Genomic DNA, 18930 nt, shown 5'->3' on the forward strand with positions numbered 1-18930 from the left:
ATATTACTGCCTTAGTCTGGGGTCAATGGCGTCACGAAGCGCCTCACCAACAAGGTTATAGGCCAGCACAGTCAGGAAGATAGCAAGCCCCGGAAACAGGGTAAGCCACCACAGGAACCTGCCGGTTGTACTTACCCCAAGGCTGAGCATCTGTCCCCAGCTTGGGGTTGGAGGGGCAACGCCAAAGCCCAAAAAGCTTAAGGCCGCCTCAATAAATATGGCCCCTGCAATACCGAATGTGGCGTTAACAAGGACCGGTGTTATTCCGTTTGGAAGCATATGCCTGAAAAGTATGCTTTTAAGGGGCAGCCCAAGGGACCTTGCCGCCTGCACAAAATCCTGTTTGCGCAGCTTGAAGAACTCTGCCCTTATAAACCTTGCATCGCCTGTCCAGCTTGTGATCCCTATAATAACCATAATATTAAAGAGACTCCTCGGAAAAAAGGCCACAATGGTAATAATCAGAAAGAAGGTTGGTATGGCCATCATGATCTCAACAATACGCATGCCGATAAAATCCACCCTGCCCCCGAAATATCCGAGGATCGCCCCGATTATTATGCCTATTATGGTCGATATGCCGACAGCCACAAATCCGACTGAAAGGGAGATGCGGCTACCGTGTATCAGCCTGCATAACACATCTGACCCCACATCATCGGTGCCAAGCCAGTGTTCTTTGCCGGGCGGCTTTTCACGGCTGGACAGATCTGTCCTTGCATATCCGTATGGTATCGGTGCAAACAGCCCCCTTTCGGCCCTGCCAGAGGAAATCATGGTTTTATAATCCTGTGCGTCAAGCCGGTGCGGGATAAGGGTATGGATCAGGATGATCCCGATCAGGAGAATCCCGGCCAGGAGTAAGACCTGCCTCATGAGCACAGAGCCCCTTGCAGACGGGTCAAGACGCCTGCGGTTATCTCTTATCAGTAAGAGGAGGATAATTCCGATTAATGACGCCAGGAACACACTGTAGTCTGTTGCCTTGAGCGCCTTGAAAAGCGGGAAAAAGGTCTGCCCCTCTATAACGATAAAATATGGCTTATCGTTTGCGAGAAACGGGGCCAGCAAAGCAACAGCAAAAAGTATGATAATAAATATGAGGCACAGAAGACTTAACCTGCTTTTTGCAAACTCCCTCCAGACAAGTTCGCCGTATGATGTGCCCCAGTCTTTTTTAATCTTTGTATCTCTGTCCATTATTAATCAGCATCCTCAAAACTGATACGCGGATCAACCATCGCATATGCAATATCGCCAAACAGGAGCCCCGCAAGGTTCAGGAGGCCCCCTATTGTGGCGACTGCCATAACAACATTATAGTCACGTGTGGTAACCGCCTCAAAGGCGAGCATACCCATGCCGGGGATGCTGAATATCTGCTCAATAATAACTGATCCGCCAAGCATGGCAGGTATGAGGGTTGCCATGATTGTTATAACAGGGATCACGCTGTTCCTGAAGGCATGTTTTATAACTACTGTCCAGTTTGAAAGCCCCTTTGACCTGGCAGTGCGGACATAATCTGCCCTCAGGTTTTCAAGCATGCCTGCGCGCACCTGTTTGGTAAGATAGGCAAAGCCCCCATATGTTAAACAGAGCACCGGAAGGGTAAGGTGCCACAACCTGTCCACGAGCCACGGGAAAAATGGGAGTATTTCCGCGTTATTGCTGCTTAAACCTGCCGGGGGAAACCAGTTTAAAAATGCAGGGCCGCACAAATAGCCTATCATCATCTGACCTACCCACATGGATGGCAGTGCCCACAGCATGAATAATAAAACAGAACTTGCCCTGTCAAAAAAGCGCCTGTGCTTGACAGCAGCCAGAACGCCCATAGGAAGCGAGATCATATATATCAGGAAAAATGCAATCAGGTTAAGGGTGAGTGTTATCGGGAATCTATCCTTAATGATATCTATAACAGGCCTGTGATGTTTAAGTGAATCACCGAAATCAAAGCGGACAACGCGTATAAACCACTTTGCATACTGCACAGGAACAGGTTGATCAAGCCCATAGAGCTTCATCCTGGCCTCGCGCACATCAGCAGCCCTCTCTGCATCCATCTGGCCACCCGGCCCCATGGAGAGGCTGACCGGATCACCGGGCGCAATCCTGCTGATGGCAAACACCATAATGGTTATCCCGATAAGTGTCGGGATCATGAGCATTAGTCTTCTGATAATATAGGTAGTCATCTATCTGTATCTTTGATTTTCCTTTGGGACATACCATTCAAAATGGTTAATCCCGAGCAGATGCATCTTTACATTTTCAAATCTTTTACTAAGAAAGGCTTCCCCTGGCCTTGTATAGATAAAAGTGTGCGGCTGCTCCTCATGTAAAATACGATGGAACTGGTGATACAATTTATTTCTTTTTTCATCATCAATGGTAACACGGGCCTCTTCCATGAGTTTATCTGCTTCAGCGACATTAAACCCAACATAGTTTGAACCTCTATTGCCTATCTGAGAGGAATGCCATGTTTGATAAGGATCACCGGCCAGGCCTCCAACAGTAGCCAGATTGACCGCATCAAATTTTCTATCATAAACCCTGTTTATAAAAACAGACCATTCATAAGGGTCTATTTCAACCTCTATCCCTACCTTTGCAGCAGCATCCTTTACCAGTTTTGCCATCTGTTCATGAATGCTGGTGCCGCCCACAATCTGATACTTGAATCTGAATTCAACCCCGTCCTTATCACGTATCCCATTTCCATTGGTATCTACCCACCCCGCCTCATCCAGCAATTGCTTTGCCCTTTCGGGGTCATAGGGCCATGGTATTATAGCAGAATCATACTGGGGGCCATGAATATAAAAATTACCTGTAGGTATCATCGCTTCCGGATTTTTGAGTATATGTTTTATTATATTTTCCCTGTCTAATATGTGAGTCATGGCCTGTCTGACCCTTTTATCCCTGAAAAAAGGTCTATCCTGATTCCAGCCTATCCAAAAATAGCCTACCCCGGGATGCCAATAGGAGAGGCAGTGAAATTTTTCTGTGAAATCCCTGTTTTGCGACATTTCACTAAAAAGCTCTGGCGAAGGCTGCTTGATAAAGTCAACCTGCCCTGCCCTTAGCGCCTGAACTGCGGCAGCATCATTGGTTATGACCCTGAATATTATCTTGTCAACATTTGGCATCTTCCCCCAGTAATCCAGATTTTTTCTTATTATGATTTCGCGGCCAACCTCCCATTTTTCAAAGATATAGGGGCCGCTTCCAACAGGGTTAGAGATTCTTTTATTAAATTCATCAGGGCTGCTAAATCTATAGATGTGTTCAGGAATGACCGGTATGCCTCCGCAAATCGATAATGACCTGAAATATACCCTTTTCATAATAAATCTTACATGCCTGTCATTCATTTTTACAACATGATCAACATCCTGCAGATAATTGGCGTATGAAAGCGCATCCACACCGGGATTGATTATTGTATTATATGAAAAGATTACATCATCAGCAGTAACCGGGTGGCCATCGGAAAAGGTAATATCATCACGCAGTATAAAATCGATCTGCAAACCATCTTCTGAGATTGCAAAGCTTTTGGCTAACAGAGGCTTATGTTCAAATGTGTCTTCATTATATTCAATAAGGGTCTCAAAAATATTTCCGCTGACAACATAATTTGCTACAGCATCTGATGAAGTAATCGGATTAAAGTTAGAGGGTTCACTATTAATGCACCAGATAAGCCAGTCTCCATCATCGCCGGGATACTCGTTTTTAATACCCTCTTTAACTCTGGCCTCTGTTTTTTGTGGTTTTGAAATCCCGGCAATCCTGTTAAGCCTCTCATACAGCCTGTCTGACTGGATCATTGAGAGTATCTGCAAAACAATGACAACAAGAAGCAATAAGACAATGACTGCCGAATAAAGCGCCGAACGTCTATTCATATCTCTGTAACTCCTCAGGGACATACCATTCAAGCCAGTTAAGTCCCATCTTATGCATTTTTACATTTTTAAAACGTTTGTCCAGAAGCCTCATATAGGGCCTTTCAAATAGGAATGTATAGGGTTGTTCCTCATGTAAAATCAAGTGTATTTTTTGAAAGAGCCTGTTTCTTTCTGCCTCATCAATGGTCATCCGGGCTTTTTCAATTAGGCTGTCAACCTCCGGATTATTATAGCCTACATAATTTGAAGCACGGTTTCCTATCTGTGAAGAATGAAATATCTGGTAGGGGTCATCAATCACATCACCGCCCCAGCCCATAACCATCGCCTCAAACTGACGGTCTGAAAGCCTTGGGATCAAGACCGACCACTCATAAGGGTCAGGCACCACATCAACACCAATCTTTGCAGCCTCATCCTTTAACAGCTTTACAAGCCTTATATAGAGAGTACTTGAGCTGTTGTACATGAACTTGAACCTGAATGGGACCCCATCCTTATCACGTATGCCGTCACCATTACTGTCAATCCACCCTGCCTCATCCAGAAGCCTCTTTGCCTTTTCAGGGTCATAGGGCCAGGATTTAATATCAGGATTATTCTGCCCCCCTTCGGAATAAAAAGAGCCAGTCACAATCCTTCCGCTACCCTTAAGAAGATGGGTTATTATTTTATTACGATCAATAATGTGGGTCATGGCAAGGCGGACACGCCTCTCTTTAAAATAGGGGGTATCCACATTCCAGCCAATATAAAAAAATGGCACCCTTGGTTCATAATATGAAAGGTAATAGAATTTTTCCCTGAATCCTTTATCCGCATCAAGCTCAGCAAACTGGTCAGGTTCAGGTATCATTATATCCACCTGCCCTGCCCTTAGCGCCTGAAGCCCTGCCACAGTGTTTGTGATGAACCTGTATACCACCTTTTTAATCTTTGGTTTTTCTCCCCAGTAATTTTCATTTCTCTTTAAAACAATTTCACGGCCAACATCCCACTTCTCAAAGATATAGGGGCCGCTGCCCACAGGGTTTGAGTTGCGTGCATTGAATTTAGCGGGATCATCAAAACCATATATGTGTTTGGGGTATATACCGACATCTGAAAAAGAGAGGTTATCAAGTGTTTTAAAAAAGGGCCTCTTCATAATAAATCTGACATGCTTTTCATCAACAGCCACAACCCGCTCAACATCAGTAAACATCTGTGCAATGGTGGCTGCATCAACCTTGGGGTTCATGATTGTATTGAAGGTGAATACAACATCATCTGTTGTTACAGGGAGACCATCCGAAAAATAGATATCATCCCTGAGTCTGAAATCAACCTCAAGCCCGTCATCCGAGATATTAAAACTCTTCGCAAGGTAAGGTTTAAGCTCCATGGTGTCATAATCATAATCGAGGAGTGGCTCCATGATATAGGGGGTTGTGATCCACCTGGAATAGATATCATTATCTGCGCTTATCATGTTAAGCGTTTTGGGCTCCACACTGTAGGCCCATACAAGCCAGTCTCCTTCATCAGCCTGTCCGGTTTCTTTTTTGTGATTACTGTCACTTTTTAGTTCCTTAGCTTCCTGCGACTCTATAAACTTATTCAACTCTTGTTCGAAATTAAGGCTTTTATTGTAGATTTTAAGTTGAAGAAGGACACCTGCTATTAGCAGGATTAGTATAAGAGGGGCAATTGGATTCCCACGACGATTCATAATCTTAAGACTCCAGAGTCTTTACAAGTATTACATTAAGATATATTAATAGAATATAAATTTTTGATGTTAGCATTTTATAACTGTATAGTAAAGTTAGCTAAATAATTCAATCTTAACAACAAAATATTATAATTAATTACTACTAAAATAAATGTCTTTATAAAAATTGAATCTGAGGAGCCAACATGAAAAGAATAGCCGCCCTTGTCCTGGGATTTTTTATCTTTTTAAATATAAGCCTAGCTGCCCAAACCCTTACGAAACACCCGGAAGATAAATCTGTTTCACGCAACCTGGTACTTGAAAACGGGTTAAAGGTGCTGCTGGTTTCAGACCCTGCTTTTAACAAATCAGCGGTTTCACTTGAGGTTCAGGCAGGGTCTCTGATGGACCCTGAAGAGAGGCAGGGACTGGCACATTTTCTTGAGCACATGCTCTTTTTGGGGAATAAAAAATACCCTGAGGTTGATGAATTTTCAACCTACCTGGATAGTCACGGTGGCTATACAAACGCATTCACAGGTGAGGACAGAAGCAACTATCATTTTGAAATCCAGCATGATGCCTTTGATGGGGCGCTTGACAGGTTTTCACAGTTTTTTATCTCCCCTCTCTTTTCATCCGAATACACTGAGCGAGAGATAAATGCCGTTCATTCAGAACACCAGAAAAACCTTGAACAGGATGACTGGCGCGAACATCAGCTCTTTAAGGCCTTTTACAGGAAAGAGCACCCTGCAAACCATTTTGCAACAGGTAATATAGATACACTTAAAGGGGTAAAACAGGATGAATTCATAAGGTTTTATGAGACCTATTATTCAGCCAACAGGATGAGCCTTGTACTTTTAAGCAACAAAGACCTGGATGAACTTGAAAAACTTGCGAGAGAATATTTTTTACCTGTAAAGAATAATAACCTTGAAAAGATAAAATATGGCCCTGACTATCTGGAGCATGTAAAAGGCCTGCGCTTGATCAAACGCATCCCTGTAAAAGATATCAGGGAACTCACGCTCACATTCTCCACTCCAAGTTTTATAGAGTATTACCGGACAAAACCTGAGATGCTTGTTGGTTTTTGTATGGGTCATGAAGGCAAAGGGTCGCTTCTGTCCTTCCTTAAAAGTCAGGGGCTTGCTACTGGTTTAAGCGCCGGTGGTGGCAACACAACAACCGATTATGGAAAGTTCGTGATCAACATCAAGCTTACCCAAAAGGGTGTAGAGCATTATCAGGATGTTATTAAATACTGTTTCAGTTACATCGCTCTTCTTCGTGAAAAAGGTATCCCTGATTATCTCTTTGAAGAGATCAAACATATTGCTGAACTTGATTATACATACAAATACAAGGGTGAAGGGGCTGACAGGGCAACCCACCTGGCAGGTAATATGAACCACTACTCACCTGACCTTGCTGAGACTGTTGATTACATATATGAAAAACTCGAACCGGGGTTGATTAATTCTGTTCTTAAACAGCTTACCCCTGATAACATGCTCTGCATGCTGACAGCAAAGGGATTGAATACTGACAGCATTGAACCATACTATGGCACCAGGTTCTCCTACAGTGTGGAGAAAGGAAAGATATATAAATCCATTGTAAAACCACCCAAGATAAATGAGCTTGCGCTTCCTGCTCCAAACCCTTTTCTGCCTGAAAGTGTGCGCCTGCTTGCTGAACAGCCGGTAAATATTATCAACGAGCAGGGTATAGAAATGTGGTATAGCCAGGACACCACCTTTAAAAGACCGGAGGCAACTATTGTTTTGCGCATCAAGCACGATAAAGGGGTTGTGAGCCCAACATACATGGCGAAGTTATCCCTGTATACAGCATGCGTAAATGAAATGCTGAATGAAATAGCATACCCTGCCTCTGAGGCAGGGCTTGATTTTAGATTTTCTGAGGATATGGACGGTATAAATTTAATCATTAGTGGCTATAGCGCTTCCATACCAATGTTAATAAGAGAAATTGGCAGCAGGTTAAAATCAATAGATCTGAGCGAGCAGCAGTTTAATGACATCAAAGAGAGGAAAATACAGGAGTGGGGGAATTTCAAGATGGGTCAGGCCTGGGAGGTCGCTCGCCATGTCTCACGCATGATCAGGAAAGAGAAATATTTTAGTGTTGACTCCATTTTGGCAGAGGGAAAACTTGTTGAACTTAAAGAGCTAAAAGGATTCACTGGTGCACTATACAATAAGGCACGGATAGAGGGCATTGCACATGGTAACATCACTGCAGACGAGACTGTTACGTTAACACGCATGCTGCAATCTTTATTAAATTCAACCCCATTAAATAAAGAGGATACATTTAAACAGGCTATCCTTGTTGAAAAGGCGAATGACCCGCTTACATATATTGAAAGGCTTGAGACAAATAATTCCTGCCTCTGGAAGACTGTTTACCTGGGTAGCGAAACCCCGGAGCTAAGAATGGCAGCACGTATCATTGATAAATTTATCTCACAGCCCTTCTATACTGAGATGCGCACAAAACAGCAACTGGGCTATATTGTTTCATCCGCAGCCCAGGAGGATAATGGCCAGCATTACCTGTTTTTTATTGTCCAATCAGAAAGCCACCCTGCTGATGATATACGTGAAAGGGCAGATCGTTTCATTGATACTCTGCCCCCTGAGTTTAAGGCATTACCCGATGCTGATTTTGCCCAATTCAAAACGGCTGTTAAAACTGAGCTTTTACAAAAACCCAAGAGTATCATGGAAAAGGCCATGCTCTTTGACAGGTTGACATTTGAGTATAATAAGGATTTTAACAGGAAGGACGAGGACTTGAATGCCCTTGACGGATTGACAAAAGCCCAGGTACTAAAAATCCTTTCAGAGAGCATTAATCCCGCCACCAGAAAGACAGTTGATATACTTTTGTTTGCAAGACAGCACACCATAAAGCCTGAGACAAAGGCATCAATAGAGGTCATTGATAAATTCAAGATCGGAAGGGAGTTTGTTAAAAGGGGGGAATAAGGAAAATAATCCTGTAATATAGCTATATGATCTCTCCATTATTAGAGGCCTTTAGAATAGAGGCTGTTTTAAAACCTACTTTAAAATAGCCTTGGCTGTTATGAAGTATACTTTAAAATAGCCATATAATATTTGACATTATCATATCAAGAAATATAATTATATCAATTGATATAATTCATATAATAAGCATTAAATGGAGGCATATAAATGCAAAAGATAATAACGGCTATGGATGCCAGAAAAAATTTTGGTCAGATCCTGAATGAAGCTGCCTTAAGAGGTGATGATTTTATTGTGGAACGTGCAGGCAAGGCTATGGTTGCGATTGTTTCAATGGAAAAGTATGAGATAATGAGACAAAACAGAGAAGAGGCGCGCATAGCAGCGGATATAATAAAAGAAAAAATGAAGGGCGCTGATATTGCAACTACAGAGGTCCTGATTTCAGAAGCAATCTCAGATATCAGGACATCATAAAATGAGTTATCGCCTGGTTGTTGACACAAATATTATTATCAGCGCTGTTCTTACACCAGGAAGCAACCCTGATAGGCTTTTTCAGACTGTTTATGACGGCCATCTGCAACTGATATTATCACATGCTATCCTTGAAGAGGCCCGTCGCGTTTTTGATTATTCAAAAATCCGAAAAGCGCTTAACAAGAGAGCTGTAACAACTACAGAAATAGAAGATTTTTTAACCAAGCTTAGTCAAATTTCAATCCTTGTAGTACCCGAAACTATTCCGAATATTATCAAAGAAGACCCTTCAGATAATATTGTCCTGGCAGCTGCTCTTGAAGGTCATGTAGATTTCATTGTGTCCGGAGATCAGCATTTAACCTCCTTAAAAGAATACAGGGACATAAGGATTCTTACACCTTCAGAGTTTATTGAAGAGTTCATTGGTACTGAGTAGGTATCTTTAATATGACCAGATAATCAGCGGGAGTTTGTAAGAATTGTATTGAGCCTGAGTTTCTTTATACGTTCAAAATGACGAATATTGCCTGTTATCACCCACCTGTAGAGACAAGGCATGCCTTGTCTCTACAGTAAATGGATTAGCCCTGATGCTACATGAAATTCAGTAGATATATCAGTATCTGTAATGGCTCGATTTATATGGCCCTTCTATCGGCACACCCAGATAATCTGCCTGCTCCTGTGTAAGTTTTGTAAGCTTTACACCGAGCCTTCCAAGATGGAGCCTTGCCACCTCTTCATCCAGTGTCTTTGGCAGGGTATAGACCTTTTTTTCATGTTTTTTAGTGGCAAGCTCTATCTGGGCAAGGGTCTGGTTTGTAAAGCTGTTGCTCATTACAAAACTGGGGTGCCCTGTTGCACAACCAAGGTTTACAAGACGCCCCTCTGCCAGGATAATAATTGATCTCCCTGATTTCAGCTTCCATTTGTCCACCTGGGGTTTTATATTAATTTTTTTGCACCCAGATGTGCTTTCAAGGTATCTCATATCAATCTCATTATCAAAATGGCCGATATTGCAGATAATGGCCTCGTTCTTCATCTGTTCCATATGGGCGCCGGTGATTACCTTATAGCAACCGGTTGCGGTAACAAAGATATCCCCGATGGTTACAGCATCTTCCATAGTCAGGACCTCATAACCCTCCATAGCTGCCTGAAGCGCGCATATGGGGTCAACCTCTGTTACAATAACCCTTGCCCCGAAACCCCTCATGGAGCTTGCGCAGCCCTTTCCCACATCCCCATAACCGCATACAACAACTATCTTACCAGCTATCATGATGTCTGTTGCCCGTTTGATTCCATCTGCAAGTGACTCACGGCAGCCATAAAGATTATCAAACTTGGATTTGGTTACAGAATCGTTAACATTGATAGCAGGGAAAAGTAGTTCATTATTCTTTGCCAGTTGATAAAGCCTGTGAACACCTGTAGTGGTTTCTTCTGATACGCCCCTGATGTTTGCCGCAACCCTGTGCCAGTGTTGCGAGTCCTTTTTATAGCTAACCTTTAAACGATCCATGAGGCACTTCAGATCAGGGTTAGTGTATGTCTTGTCAAGTAGAGATGGGTCATTTTCAACCTTCACACCCTGATGAACAAACAGTGTTGCATCACCCCCATCATCAACAATAAGATCAGGGCCAGAGCCGTCAGGCCATGTAAGGGCCATCTCTGTACACCACCAGAAATCCTCAAGGGTCTCGCCCTTCCATGCAAAAACTGAGGCAGTACCCTTATCAGCAATCGCTGCTGCTGCGTGATCCTGTGTGGAAAATATATTGCATGTTGCCCATCTCAGGTCAGCACCGAGTGCATGGAGTGTATCTATGAGCATGGCTGTCTGTATAGTCATGTGAAGGCTCCCCATGATCTTCATGCCTTTGAGAGGTTTATCCTTGCCATATTTTTCTCTTACCGCCATAAGGCCGGGCATCTCATTCTCTGATAACTGCATATCCTTATGGCCGAAATCAGCCTGTGACATGTCTGCCACTCTGTTTTTTAGTTTTAGATCAAGTTCTTCAAAACTCATTTGGTTCTCCTTATATTAATTGTTAATTTTTTCTGCTTTATAAATGTTAAGTTTAAGCGATTGATTCATCTCAAAGGATTCAGTAAGTATTATTGCAAACCCCAAATCCGCAAGATATGTGTTGATCTCCTCTTTTGAAAAGCCAAGCCACCTGTCACCATAATTTTTTCTCATATCTTCATCCTGATGTTTTTCAAAATCAACGATTATGAGCCTGCCTTTGTTTTTAAGTATCCGGGCTGCCTCAGCGATTGCCTTTTCAGGTGAAGGTATATGATGAAGCACCATAGAGATGATTACATGATCTGCCTGGTTATCACCTACTGGCAGATGTTCAAGTTCACCAAGACGCAACTCAATACTGCCGTTATCTGCTGAAAAAAGTTTTCTTGCCTGTTCAAGCATTTGAGGAGATGAATCAACTCCAACCGAAACAGCGGCAACCTCTTTTAATCTGTGGAGAAGCTGGCCTGTTCCGCAGCCCATATCAACCGCATATGCACATCTTTCCACATGTTTCAGAATTGCTCCATTCAGATCAAAATCACCGATGATCTGCTGTTTAAGATCATCCCATTTATGGGCAATTCTATTGAAAAACTGTTTTGATTTCTTTTTGCGGTCAGTTATTGCTGCCTCAGCATTTTTCAGATCCTCTGCAAGTTCGGGCTCTTCATCAAAAAGAAATCTTATCGAGTCAACAAATTTTTTTTCTTTCCCCGCCTTTGAAGCTGAAAAAAATGCCCATACACCATCTCTCCGGCATTGAACAATCCCTGAATCAGTAAGTATCTTGAGATGCCTTGATATGCGTGACTGCCCCATACCCATAAGACTGACTAAATCGTTCACACTCATCTCATGATTGAGAAGTATGTTAAACAACCGAATCCGCGTTTCATCTGCAAGGGCCTTAAAATAAACTATACTTTCCATATAATCCATATATCAAGATATATTTATATATGGATTATATGGAATTTTTATAATGAGTCAAGAGATAATTTTATTTTATCCGCATAATAAACACCATTAGACGTTAAATAGCTCTACCATGGAAATTCAAGCCTTCTTTTGAAACTTAAAAACTATATTTTATTTAGGAGAGATATCAGCAGATTTATTTATCATCCTGATATTCTTAAGATTAATTATTGCCTCTTTAAAATCAGGTTTATACTTTAAAGCCATTTTGTAATAATACTCTGCTTTTTCCAGATCACCTTCATTATGAAATATTGTACCAAGAATAAACAGTATAGATGGGGAATCAGGGCGTACCTTAATGGCAGAAAAATAAATTTTTTTTGCCATTTCAGGTTTTTTAAGCCTCAGAAAATTTTTCCCCAAATATTCAAGGGCCTGAAAATGGTTAGGATTTTGTTTCAAAATGACTGAAAAATAATCAATGGATTTTTTATATTCTTCCAAGTCAAAATGAACACGCCCCAGCATTAAGATTGTCTCAGTATCATCAGGATAGCTCTTCAGTATCACATTAAAATGCTTTTTTGCCTCACTGTACATTCTTTTGGCCGCCAGGGCTGTACCTAAATCAAAATGGCTTTTTCTACTCTGAGGTTTTATTTCAAGGGCTTTTCTTAGATGATATATTGCCTCATCAGACTTTCCGCTATTAAGCAATACAGCCCCCAGGTTTCCATGAGCTACATAGTTATTCTCTATTACCTCTATGGCATGAGAGTAAAGAGTAATGTTATTCCGCCAGTGCTTCATCTGACTAATTGAAGTAAAAACAAGTATTATTGTCGCAACACCGAATATTATTACTGGCGATGCTTTATGTGTAACATACTGTTTGCTAAGTCGAAATACTTCCCATACAATTATTACAAAAATCCCTATACAAGGAATATACAGATAGCGATCTGCCATAGACTGATCACCTAAATGGACCAATCCTATTACAGGGAACATAGTGCCCAAAAACCATAGCCAACCGAACAGAACATGACTTTTTGTCATGACGCAGCGAATGCTATAAACGCTGATAAGGAATAACATGAATGAAGCACCTACTATTTCCCAAAAAGAAATATCACCTGAATAGGGATAAAAAAATGCCAACCTGACAGGCCATACTAAATTGAATAAGTATTTTACATATGAGACCAATGAGAGTTCAATTCTTGCATTGATAGGTATACTTTCAAGATCTGTCATTGCTCCTGCAATATACTGTGCCTGAAAACTGATGATGCTGAAAATAATGGCAATTATTAGAAAAGGTACTTTTTCAAGCAATATTCTTCTATTCCCACCTTTTTTAGAGTAAATATTAAACTCCTTAAAGGTGGTAATACGCCCCAGAGGCCAGTAATCCAGAAGCAGCAACGCAAAAGGCATAGTGACCATCATTGGTTTAGACATTAAACCCAGGATATAAAAAAAAATAACTACCAAGTATCTGCCGGTGCTTAAACTCTTTGAATAAAAGATATAATTTAATATAGTAATTAGGTAGAAAAATGTGCTTAAAACATTCTTTCGTTCAGATACCCAGGCTACAGACTCAATCTGAATTGGATGGGCAGCAAAAAGTACTGCAACAAAGAAACTTCTATATATGGCTCCGGTCATTTTTTGTAAAATTATAAATACCAGGAGTGAATTAATAATATGCAATATAAGATTGTTCCAGTGATGCCCCATTGGATTTAAACCAAACAACTGGCAATCAAAAATATGGGATAACCATGTTACAGGGAGCCATATCCCTGAATTCATATCTGTAAAAGCATATGATAGACTTTTTGCAGAAAAACCATCTCTTATATATTCATTTTCTATAACAAAATCATTATCATCATAATTTAAAAATTCATAAGTCTGTAAATTCCAATATATTATAAGTATTATCAATGCTAAGATGATATATAAAATACTGTTCTTAGAGATTTTTATAGCCTGCAATTTTTTTGCTATATCCTCCTGTAGATTTTGCTAAAAAAAGGTACATGAAAACATCAAATAAGACCTTTAATTAATATTCCATCCAAAACTTTCTATCCATATACATAGGATACCTATAATACTGGTGATTTACCATTTTTCACCAAAACCGCCTTAAAAATAGAACCTTCTCCTCTGATCGATGAATAAAAGGATAATAGGATACAAGGCATTAAAAATAACATTGCAATAAAAGCCTGGATAAATAATGATAATAATCTGTTTTTATTTAAATGTCCTTTCAAAGCTTCATATAGCTCATTTCGCGGAAATTTCAGGGCATTCAATATGGTTTGAACAAAGCCATAAGGACCCTGTTCCACACAAAAGGTTGAATTACTAATTGTTTTAAAATGATTTTTTTCTGCCAGATATCCAACCGATTTTTTTGTAAAATGATATTTGTGCCAGGGTATATCAAGGTGAAACCATATCTGCTTAAATATCTTTGCTTCTGTGGAATAAAAATTTGGTACTGCCAGGACTATTATTCCACCATGGGTAAGGAGATTAGACACCTTGCTAATAACTTCACCTAGATTATCAATATGTTCAAGAACATGCCAGAGAATAATGATGTTAAAAAACCCTTTCTCAAGAGGAATAGTATTCAGATCACCATGGTAGTACTTTATCTTTTCTTTATCGATAAATCTATCTTCAGGATATGAGACATGTTCAACTCCATAACACTCACAACCCAATTCAAGAAAAGATTTTAACAGCCTTCCTTCAGCACAACCTATGTCAAGGATTTTGGGCTGTTTGACTGACTTTGGAATCATAGAGAAATATCTTTTAGCCCTTATCCTGGAGAGCCTACTCCTTATATCATGAAGGATCGGTATAAATTTATTATTACCGCCTCCATAGTATTGTTTATCATTATAGATATCTTTGGACTCATCATTCAAAGAGACTGTCCAGGCTAGATTGCACTTCATGCACTGCCTGACACTATATTTTGACTGATTATAGAATGTGGAATAAAGATCACTTGTCCCCTTATTTTTACATAATGGGCACATATCTGTATGCATAATAGATTGATCAGTCATTAAAGTCTCTAAGCTTGGGACTTTCAGGATTGAATATCGGATGCAGGCGGACACCCTGTTTAGACATAAAAAACTTTAATGAGGTTGAAATTACTCCAAGGCCATATTTAACCGATCTAGAAAAATTTATTGAAGACGCCTCTTTAAAATACCTTGTAGGGCATGATATCTCACCAATACGGAAATTAAAAAATATTATCTGGGCAAGCATTTCATTATCAAATACAAAATCATCAGAGTTGGCATTAAGGGGAAGTGTTTCGAGCACCTTTCTGGAGAAGGCACGGTAGCCTGTATGAAATTCAGATAATTTACTACCTAGAAAAATATTTTGAAAACTAGTCAGTAAACGATTAGCAAAGTATTTGTATAGAGGCATACCGCCACTAAGAGCTTTTCCCCCGATTATCCTGGAACCTAATACCACATCATAGACATCAAAAGCTATCATGCTTGCCATTGCAGTTATAAGTTTTGGTGTATACTGATAATCGGGGTGTACCATTACCACAATATCTGCACCCTGCCTCAATGCCGCTGAATAACAGGTCTTCTGGTTTCGCCCGTACCCGTAGTTTTGATCATGAACAATGGTATCTATTCTAAGTCTTTTTGCTAACATCACAGTATTGTCCTTGCTGTGATCATCAACCATTAAAACCTTATCCACAACATCCAAGGGAATTTCAGCAAAGGTCTTTTCCAATGTCTCTTCCGCATTATATGCCGGTAAGACAACCACTATATTTTTTCCATTAATCATCTGACCCTCTTAATAATCGATATTTAAGTATTATTATCTGCCAGACATCTCCCGGCCTTTTCAAGAAGCATGTTCAAACCGGCATCCTTCTTAGTCCTGTTAATTCTACTAATAAACTTGATCGCTTCTTCACATTCATTAGTCGAAATGTAAGCGTTGGCCATATTTATATATATTGTAGTAGAATTATTACCAAGTCTAATTGCCTTTTTAAAAGTTTCGAGCGCTTTATCATGTTCCCCCATTTTACCCTGAACCACACCCAGGTGTTCCCAATACATGGGGTCTTCCGGTGAATTGCTTATCGCCATACGAATACTTTGCTGTGCATCCTCAAAAATCTTTAGCCTGAAAAGGGCCACACCTTTTTTATCATAATATGCCCCCTGATCTTCAGGAGAGAAACATAGCGGGCGGGCCTTTTCAAGATATTCAAGCGATTTTTCTGTCTCACCATTTTCAAGTAATAAATCTGCATAGGCAAGATAATTGATTACCCTTTTTACGCCACTTTCAAAATTCTTTTCAAAAAGTACCATAGCCTCAGCAGACTTTTTTTCTCTTATATATATATCAGCCAGTCCATCTGCATAAAAATAGTTATCAAACTGCAACACCTCCTGCCTGAAAAAGGCATCTTCTGAGTGCCAGAGATAACGATTAAGAGTGTATGAGTTAAATCCAAGAAATATAATTACTGCTAAAAATAGACATGCAACCATTGTTCTATTTCGAGCATATAGTTTTTCAATTAAGGGATATAAAATAAGCAAAATAAATGGCAGAGGGAAATATAGCCATCTCATTGCTATTAGTGATGGAGCAGATGATTTTATGATACCGATAACCGGAAACAAGGTTAGAAGAAAAGCACCTGCAGAAAAGACTATCAGGTGGTTTTTTCTGTATCTATATAACAAATAAAAGCCTACCAATAGGCCTAAGATACTGAGAATGGAGTGAGTATTTATCATGCCTTTTGGATAATTAACAATAAAACTGTGCAGGTTATATGGGAGTATGACCATTTTAAGGTTTAAGAATATAATATATGGGATGTTTATTAGGCTGGTCATTAAATCTGATTGTTCTGATGGTGTTAACAAGGTTTCTGTCACATTGAACCGCAGCCAGAAATAAACCACAGAAATAATAACAAAAGGAAGATATCCTATCAGTTCATAGTTATTAGCTTTACACCTGTTTAAAAACAACCTGTGATAAATGAAAAATACTGGTAGCAGCATCAGGCTGAATTCCTTGGAAAAAATGGCAAGTGTAAAAAACAGGCTTGACAGGATATAATCATAATAAGACTTGTTATTATATGCATGGATATAATTTGTTATAGATAATAATCCGAACAATGTAGCGATTATATTATTTCTCGCCACCACCCATGAAACGGTCTCGGTGTTTACAGGGTGAAGCGCAAAGAGCACCACTAGCATCAGTGTAATATTTTTATTATGAATAAATAGATTAAAAAAGGCAAACAAAGCAAAACATGTAGCCAGGTGAAGTACAAGATTTGTTATTCTAAATCCGGGGGCAAGGAGGCCCCAGACCTTATAATCAAGCGAATAAAAAAGGTTTACTAAGGGTCTGTAATACCCTGTATGCCCTGCCGAATATTTATCATATCCATCCTCCTGGTTTAAATATGAACCAAAGGAATGAAATTCACTGAAATATTCATTGTTTTTTACCAGTGGGATATCATCGAGGATAAAATCACCGGAAAAGGATGGAATGTAAACAATTATTAACAGTAGACATATCAGCAGACAGTGGAACAACCTGTTTTGAATATCATATTTTAATATATGAAATATCATTAAAAGGAAGTGATAATAAAATATACCCGAATTCAGCAATAGTAGACGCCAAATCCGGGTATATTGTTAATTGTTGGTTCACCTGTTATTAAATACTATTTATTAGCTAATTAAACAGGGGTTAATTCGGGCTCTTACCAATAGTGCCACCAGGTCCAACAACACTATATGTAACGGCCCTATCACCAGCTTTTGTGTTAGCAACACCCGTAATTGTATATTCATTTGTATCTGTATCAACTTCAATATTAATAGCAGCTTCATCAACACCATCTGATACGACATAACCATAAGTTTTCAGATCATCTACGTCCGTTGCATATGTGCCTTTATCAACATAATAACCTTCCTGTGAAGTTATCATATTTCTGATATCGGTATTTGCAGAGGAGTTATATGACCTTGCCCTGTATGCGTTAAAGTTTGGAATAGCTATTGCTGCCAGGATGCCGATAATCGCAATAACGATCATCAATTCTATAAGTGTAAAACCTTTTTCATTCTTCATATTCATCTTTGTAAACATAATTTCCTCCAAAAAATAAAAAGTTAGATCATGATCAATTAAATAACCCTAAAACAATCTATGGAGATTCACCTCCTTTCCTATCTTCTCCATCTATTCTATTGTTCTTCATCAAATTTATACTGAACAATATACAAATACCGTGCCACACAGGGTGGATGATGGCCATATTTTTTAACCCTTTATTTTCAATTAGTTATGGAAAATGGTTTGTATAGAATGTCTTCAGAAGGTGTCAAAGAAAAAACTTCTGACAATTTTTGTAATACTATTGCCAAAAATTGTCACATATCCCAATTTTAAATATAATTATGAATAAATATTGACTTACCTTCTCCTCCCATATAAAATTTCATTTCGTATGGCAAGGAGGTGATTTAAATGCCAAAAATAATTAAAAAGACTATTGAACTTGATCAGGACTATATAGATATGGCCCGGTCAATCTTCCGCGTTCGAACCGATAAAGAAGCTGTTAACAAGGCGCTTGAAATGGTTATAATTGACAACAGCATTATTGAAGCACATGAACAGGTTGCTGATAAAGGCGACATAATAGAAAAGGTTTTTGAATGAAGGTGATGTTTTCGCAGTATCTTA

15 protein-coding genes are annotated in these 18930 nt (G+C 39.7%); 4 read left to right on the plus strand and 11 right to left on the minus strand.

From position 1 onward, the window contains the following. Positions 1-3: 3 nt before the first annotated feature. The 4 genes from GX654_21515 to GX654_21530 are packed head-to-tail and all read right to left on the minus strand — an operon-like array spanning position 4 to position 5637. Positions 4-1200 (minus strand): ABC transporter permease, encoded by a 1197-nt coding sequence (locus tag GX654_21515; protein NLD39441.1) that lies wholly within the window; start codon positions 1198-1200, stop codon positions 4-6. 2 nt (positions 1201-1202) lie between these two features. Further along, a complete protein-coding gene (locus tag GX654_21520; GenBank protein NLD39442.1) occupies positions 1203-2201 on the minus strand; it encodes an ABC transporter permease in 999 nt (332 codons plus the stop codon). Further along, positions 2202-3923 (minus strand): hypothetical protein, encoded by a 1722-nt coding sequence (locus tag GX654_21525; GenBank protein NLD39443.1) that lies wholly within the window; start codon positions 3921-3923, stop codon positions 2202-2204. After that, positions 3916-5637 (minus strand): ABC transporter substrate-binding protein, encoded by a 1722-nt coding sequence (locus tag GX654_21530; protein NLD39444.1) that lies wholly within the window; start codon positions 5635-5637, stop codon positions 3916-3918. Before GX654_21530 ends, GX654_21525 begins: the two co-directional genes overlap by 8 nt. 188 nt (positions 5638-5825) lie before the next feature. Between GX654_21530 and GX654_21535 the strand changes: the two genes are divergently transcribed. From GX654_21535 to GX654_21545, 3 genes are all read left to right on the plus strand, one after another. Then, positions 5826-8645 carry a hypothetical protein gene (locus GX654_21535; GenBank protein ID NLD39445.1) on the plus strand — a complete coding sequence of 940 codons (2820 nt, stop codon included), beginning with the start codon at positions 5826-5828 and terminating at the stop codon, positions 8643-8645. A gap of 210 nt (positions 8646-8855) precedes the next feature. Continuing rightward, positions 8856-9125, plus strand: a complete 270-nt coding sequence (locus tag GX654_21540; protein NLD39446.1) for a type II toxin-antitoxin system Phd/YefM family antitoxin — start codon at positions 8856-8858, stop codon at positions 9123-9125. Between the two features lies 1 nt (position 9126). Beyond that, positions 9127-9567 carry a putative toxin-antitoxin system toxin component, PIN family gene (locus tag GX654_21545; GenBank protein NLD39447.1) on the plus strand — a complete coding sequence of 147 codons (441 nt, stop codon included), beginning with the start codon at positions 9127-9129 and terminating at the stop codon, positions 9565-9567. 180 nt (positions 9568-9747) lie between these two features. Here GX654_21545 and GX654_21550 read toward each other — a convergent pair whose 3' ends face one another. The 7 genes from GX654_21550 to GX654_21580 form a co-directional block, all read right to left on the minus strand. Continuing rightward, positions 9748-11172 (minus strand): adenosylhomocysteinase, encoded by a 1425-nt coding sequence (locus GX654_21550; GenBank protein NLD39448.1) that lies wholly within the window; start codon positions 11170-11172, stop codon positions 9748-9750. Between the two features lie 15 nt (positions 11173-11187). After that, positions 11188-12108 (minus strand): metalloregulator ArsR/SmtB family transcription factor, encoded by a 921-nt coding sequence (locus GX654_21555; GenBank protein NLD39449.1) that lies wholly within the window; start codon positions 12106-12108, stop codon positions 11188-11190. A 159-nt stretch (positions 12109-12267) separates the two neighbouring features. Further along, positions 12268-14106 carry a tetratricopeptide repeat protein gene (locus tag GX654_21560; protein NLD39450.1) on the minus strand — a complete coding sequence of 613 codons (1839 nt, stop codon included), beginning with the start codon at positions 14104-14106 and terminating at the stop codon, positions 12268-12270. A 113-nt stretch (positions 14107-14219) separates the two neighbouring features. Next, positions 14220-15203 (minus strand): class I SAM-dependent methyltransferase, encoded by a 984-nt coding sequence (locus GX654_21565; protein NLD39451.1) that lies wholly within the window; start codon positions 15201-15203, stop codon positions 14220-14222. Next, complete coding sequence (locus tag GX654_21570; protein ID NLD39452.1) at positions 15196-15966, minus strand: glycosyltransferase family 2 protein; 771 nt, start codon at positions 15964-15966, stop codon at positions 15196-15198. The genes GX654_21565 and GX654_21570 overlap by 8 nt, the downstream gene beginning before the upstream one ends. A gap of 23 nt (positions 15967-15989) precedes the next feature. After that, positions 15990-16688: a tetratricopeptide repeat protein gene (locus GX654_21575; GenBank protein NLD39453.1), complete on the minus strand. Its 699-nt coding sequence runs from the start codon at positions 16686-16688 to the stop codon at positions 15990-15992. A 1237-nt stretch (positions 16689-17925) separates the two neighbouring features. Beyond that, positions 17926-18318, minus strand: a complete 393-nt coding sequence (locus GX654_21580) for a prepilin-type N-terminal cleavage/methylation domain-containing protein (GenBank protein ID NLD39454.1) — start codon at positions 18316-18318, stop codon at positions 17926-17928. Positions 18319-18711: 393 nt separating this feature from the next. On the opposite strand from GX654_21580, the gene GX654_21585 reads away from it, so the two are divergent. Continuing rightward, positions 18712-18906: a type II toxin-antitoxin system VapB family antitoxin gene (locus tag GX654_21585; protein ID NLD39455.1), complete on the plus strand. Its 195-nt coding sequence runs from the start codon at positions 18712-18714 to the stop codon at positions 18904-18906. Positions 18907-18930 lie beyond the last annotated feature (24 nt).

This window comes from Desulfatiglans sp., from assembly GCA_012513605.1.
Lineage (GTDB): Bacteria > Desulfobacterota > DSM-4660 > Desulfatiglandales > HGW-15 > JAAZBV01.

Bases quoted from the DNA above. Each gene is read 5' to 3' on its own strand.
- GX654_21515 (NLD39441.1), bottom strand. From the start codon at position 1,200: ATGGACAGAGATACAAAGATTAAAAAAGACTGGGGCACATCATACGGC.
- GX654_21520 (NLD39442.1), bottom strand. From the start codon at position 2,201: ATGACTACCTATATTATCAGAAGACTAATGCTCATGATCCCGACACTT.
- GX654_21525 (NLD39443.1), bottom strand. From the start codon at position 3,923: ATGAATAGACGTTCGGCGCTTTATTCGGCAGTCATTGTCTTATTGCTT.
- GX654_21530 (NLD39444.1), bottom strand. From the start codon at position 5,637: ATGAATCGTCGTGGGAATCCAATTGCCCCTCTTATACTAATCCTGCTA.
- GX654_21535 (NLD39445.1), top strand. From the start codon at position 5,826: ATGAAAAGAATAGCCGCCCTTGTCCTGGGATTTTTTATCTTTTTAAAT.
- GX654_21540 (NLD39446.1), top strand. From the start codon at position 8,856: ATGCAAAAGATAATAACGGCTATGGATGCCAGAAAAAATTTTGGTCAG.
- GX654_21545 (NLD39447.1), top strand. From the start codon at position 9,127: ATGAGTTATCGCCTGGTTGTTGACACAAATATTATTATCAGCGCTGTT.
- GX654_21550 (NLD39448.1), bottom strand. From the start codon at position 11,172: ATGAGTTTTGAAGAACTTGATCTAAAACTAAAAAACAGAGTGGCAGAC.
- GX654_21555 (NLD39449.1), bottom strand. From the start codon at position 12,108: ATGGAAAGTATAGTTTATTTTAAGGCCCTTGCAGATGAAACGCGGATT.
- GX654_21565 (NLD39451.1), bottom strand. From the start codon at position 15,203: ATGACTGATCAATCTATTATGCATACAGATATGTGCCCATTATGTAAA.
- GX654_21570 (NLD39452.1), bottom strand. From the start codon at position 15,966: ATGATTAATGGAAAAAATATAGTGGTTGTCTTACCGGCATATAATGCG.
- GX654_21575 (NLD39453.1), bottom strand. From the start codon at position 16,688: ATGGTTGCATGTCTATTTTTAGCAGTAATTATATTTCTTGGATTTAAC.
- GX654_21580 (NLD39454.1), bottom strand. From the start codon at position 18,318: ATGAATATGAAGAATGAAAAAGGTTTTACACTTATAGAATTGATGATC.
- GX654_21585 (NLD39455.1), top strand. From the start codon at position 18,712: ATGCCAAAAATAATTAAAAAGACTATTGAACTTGATCAGGACTATATA.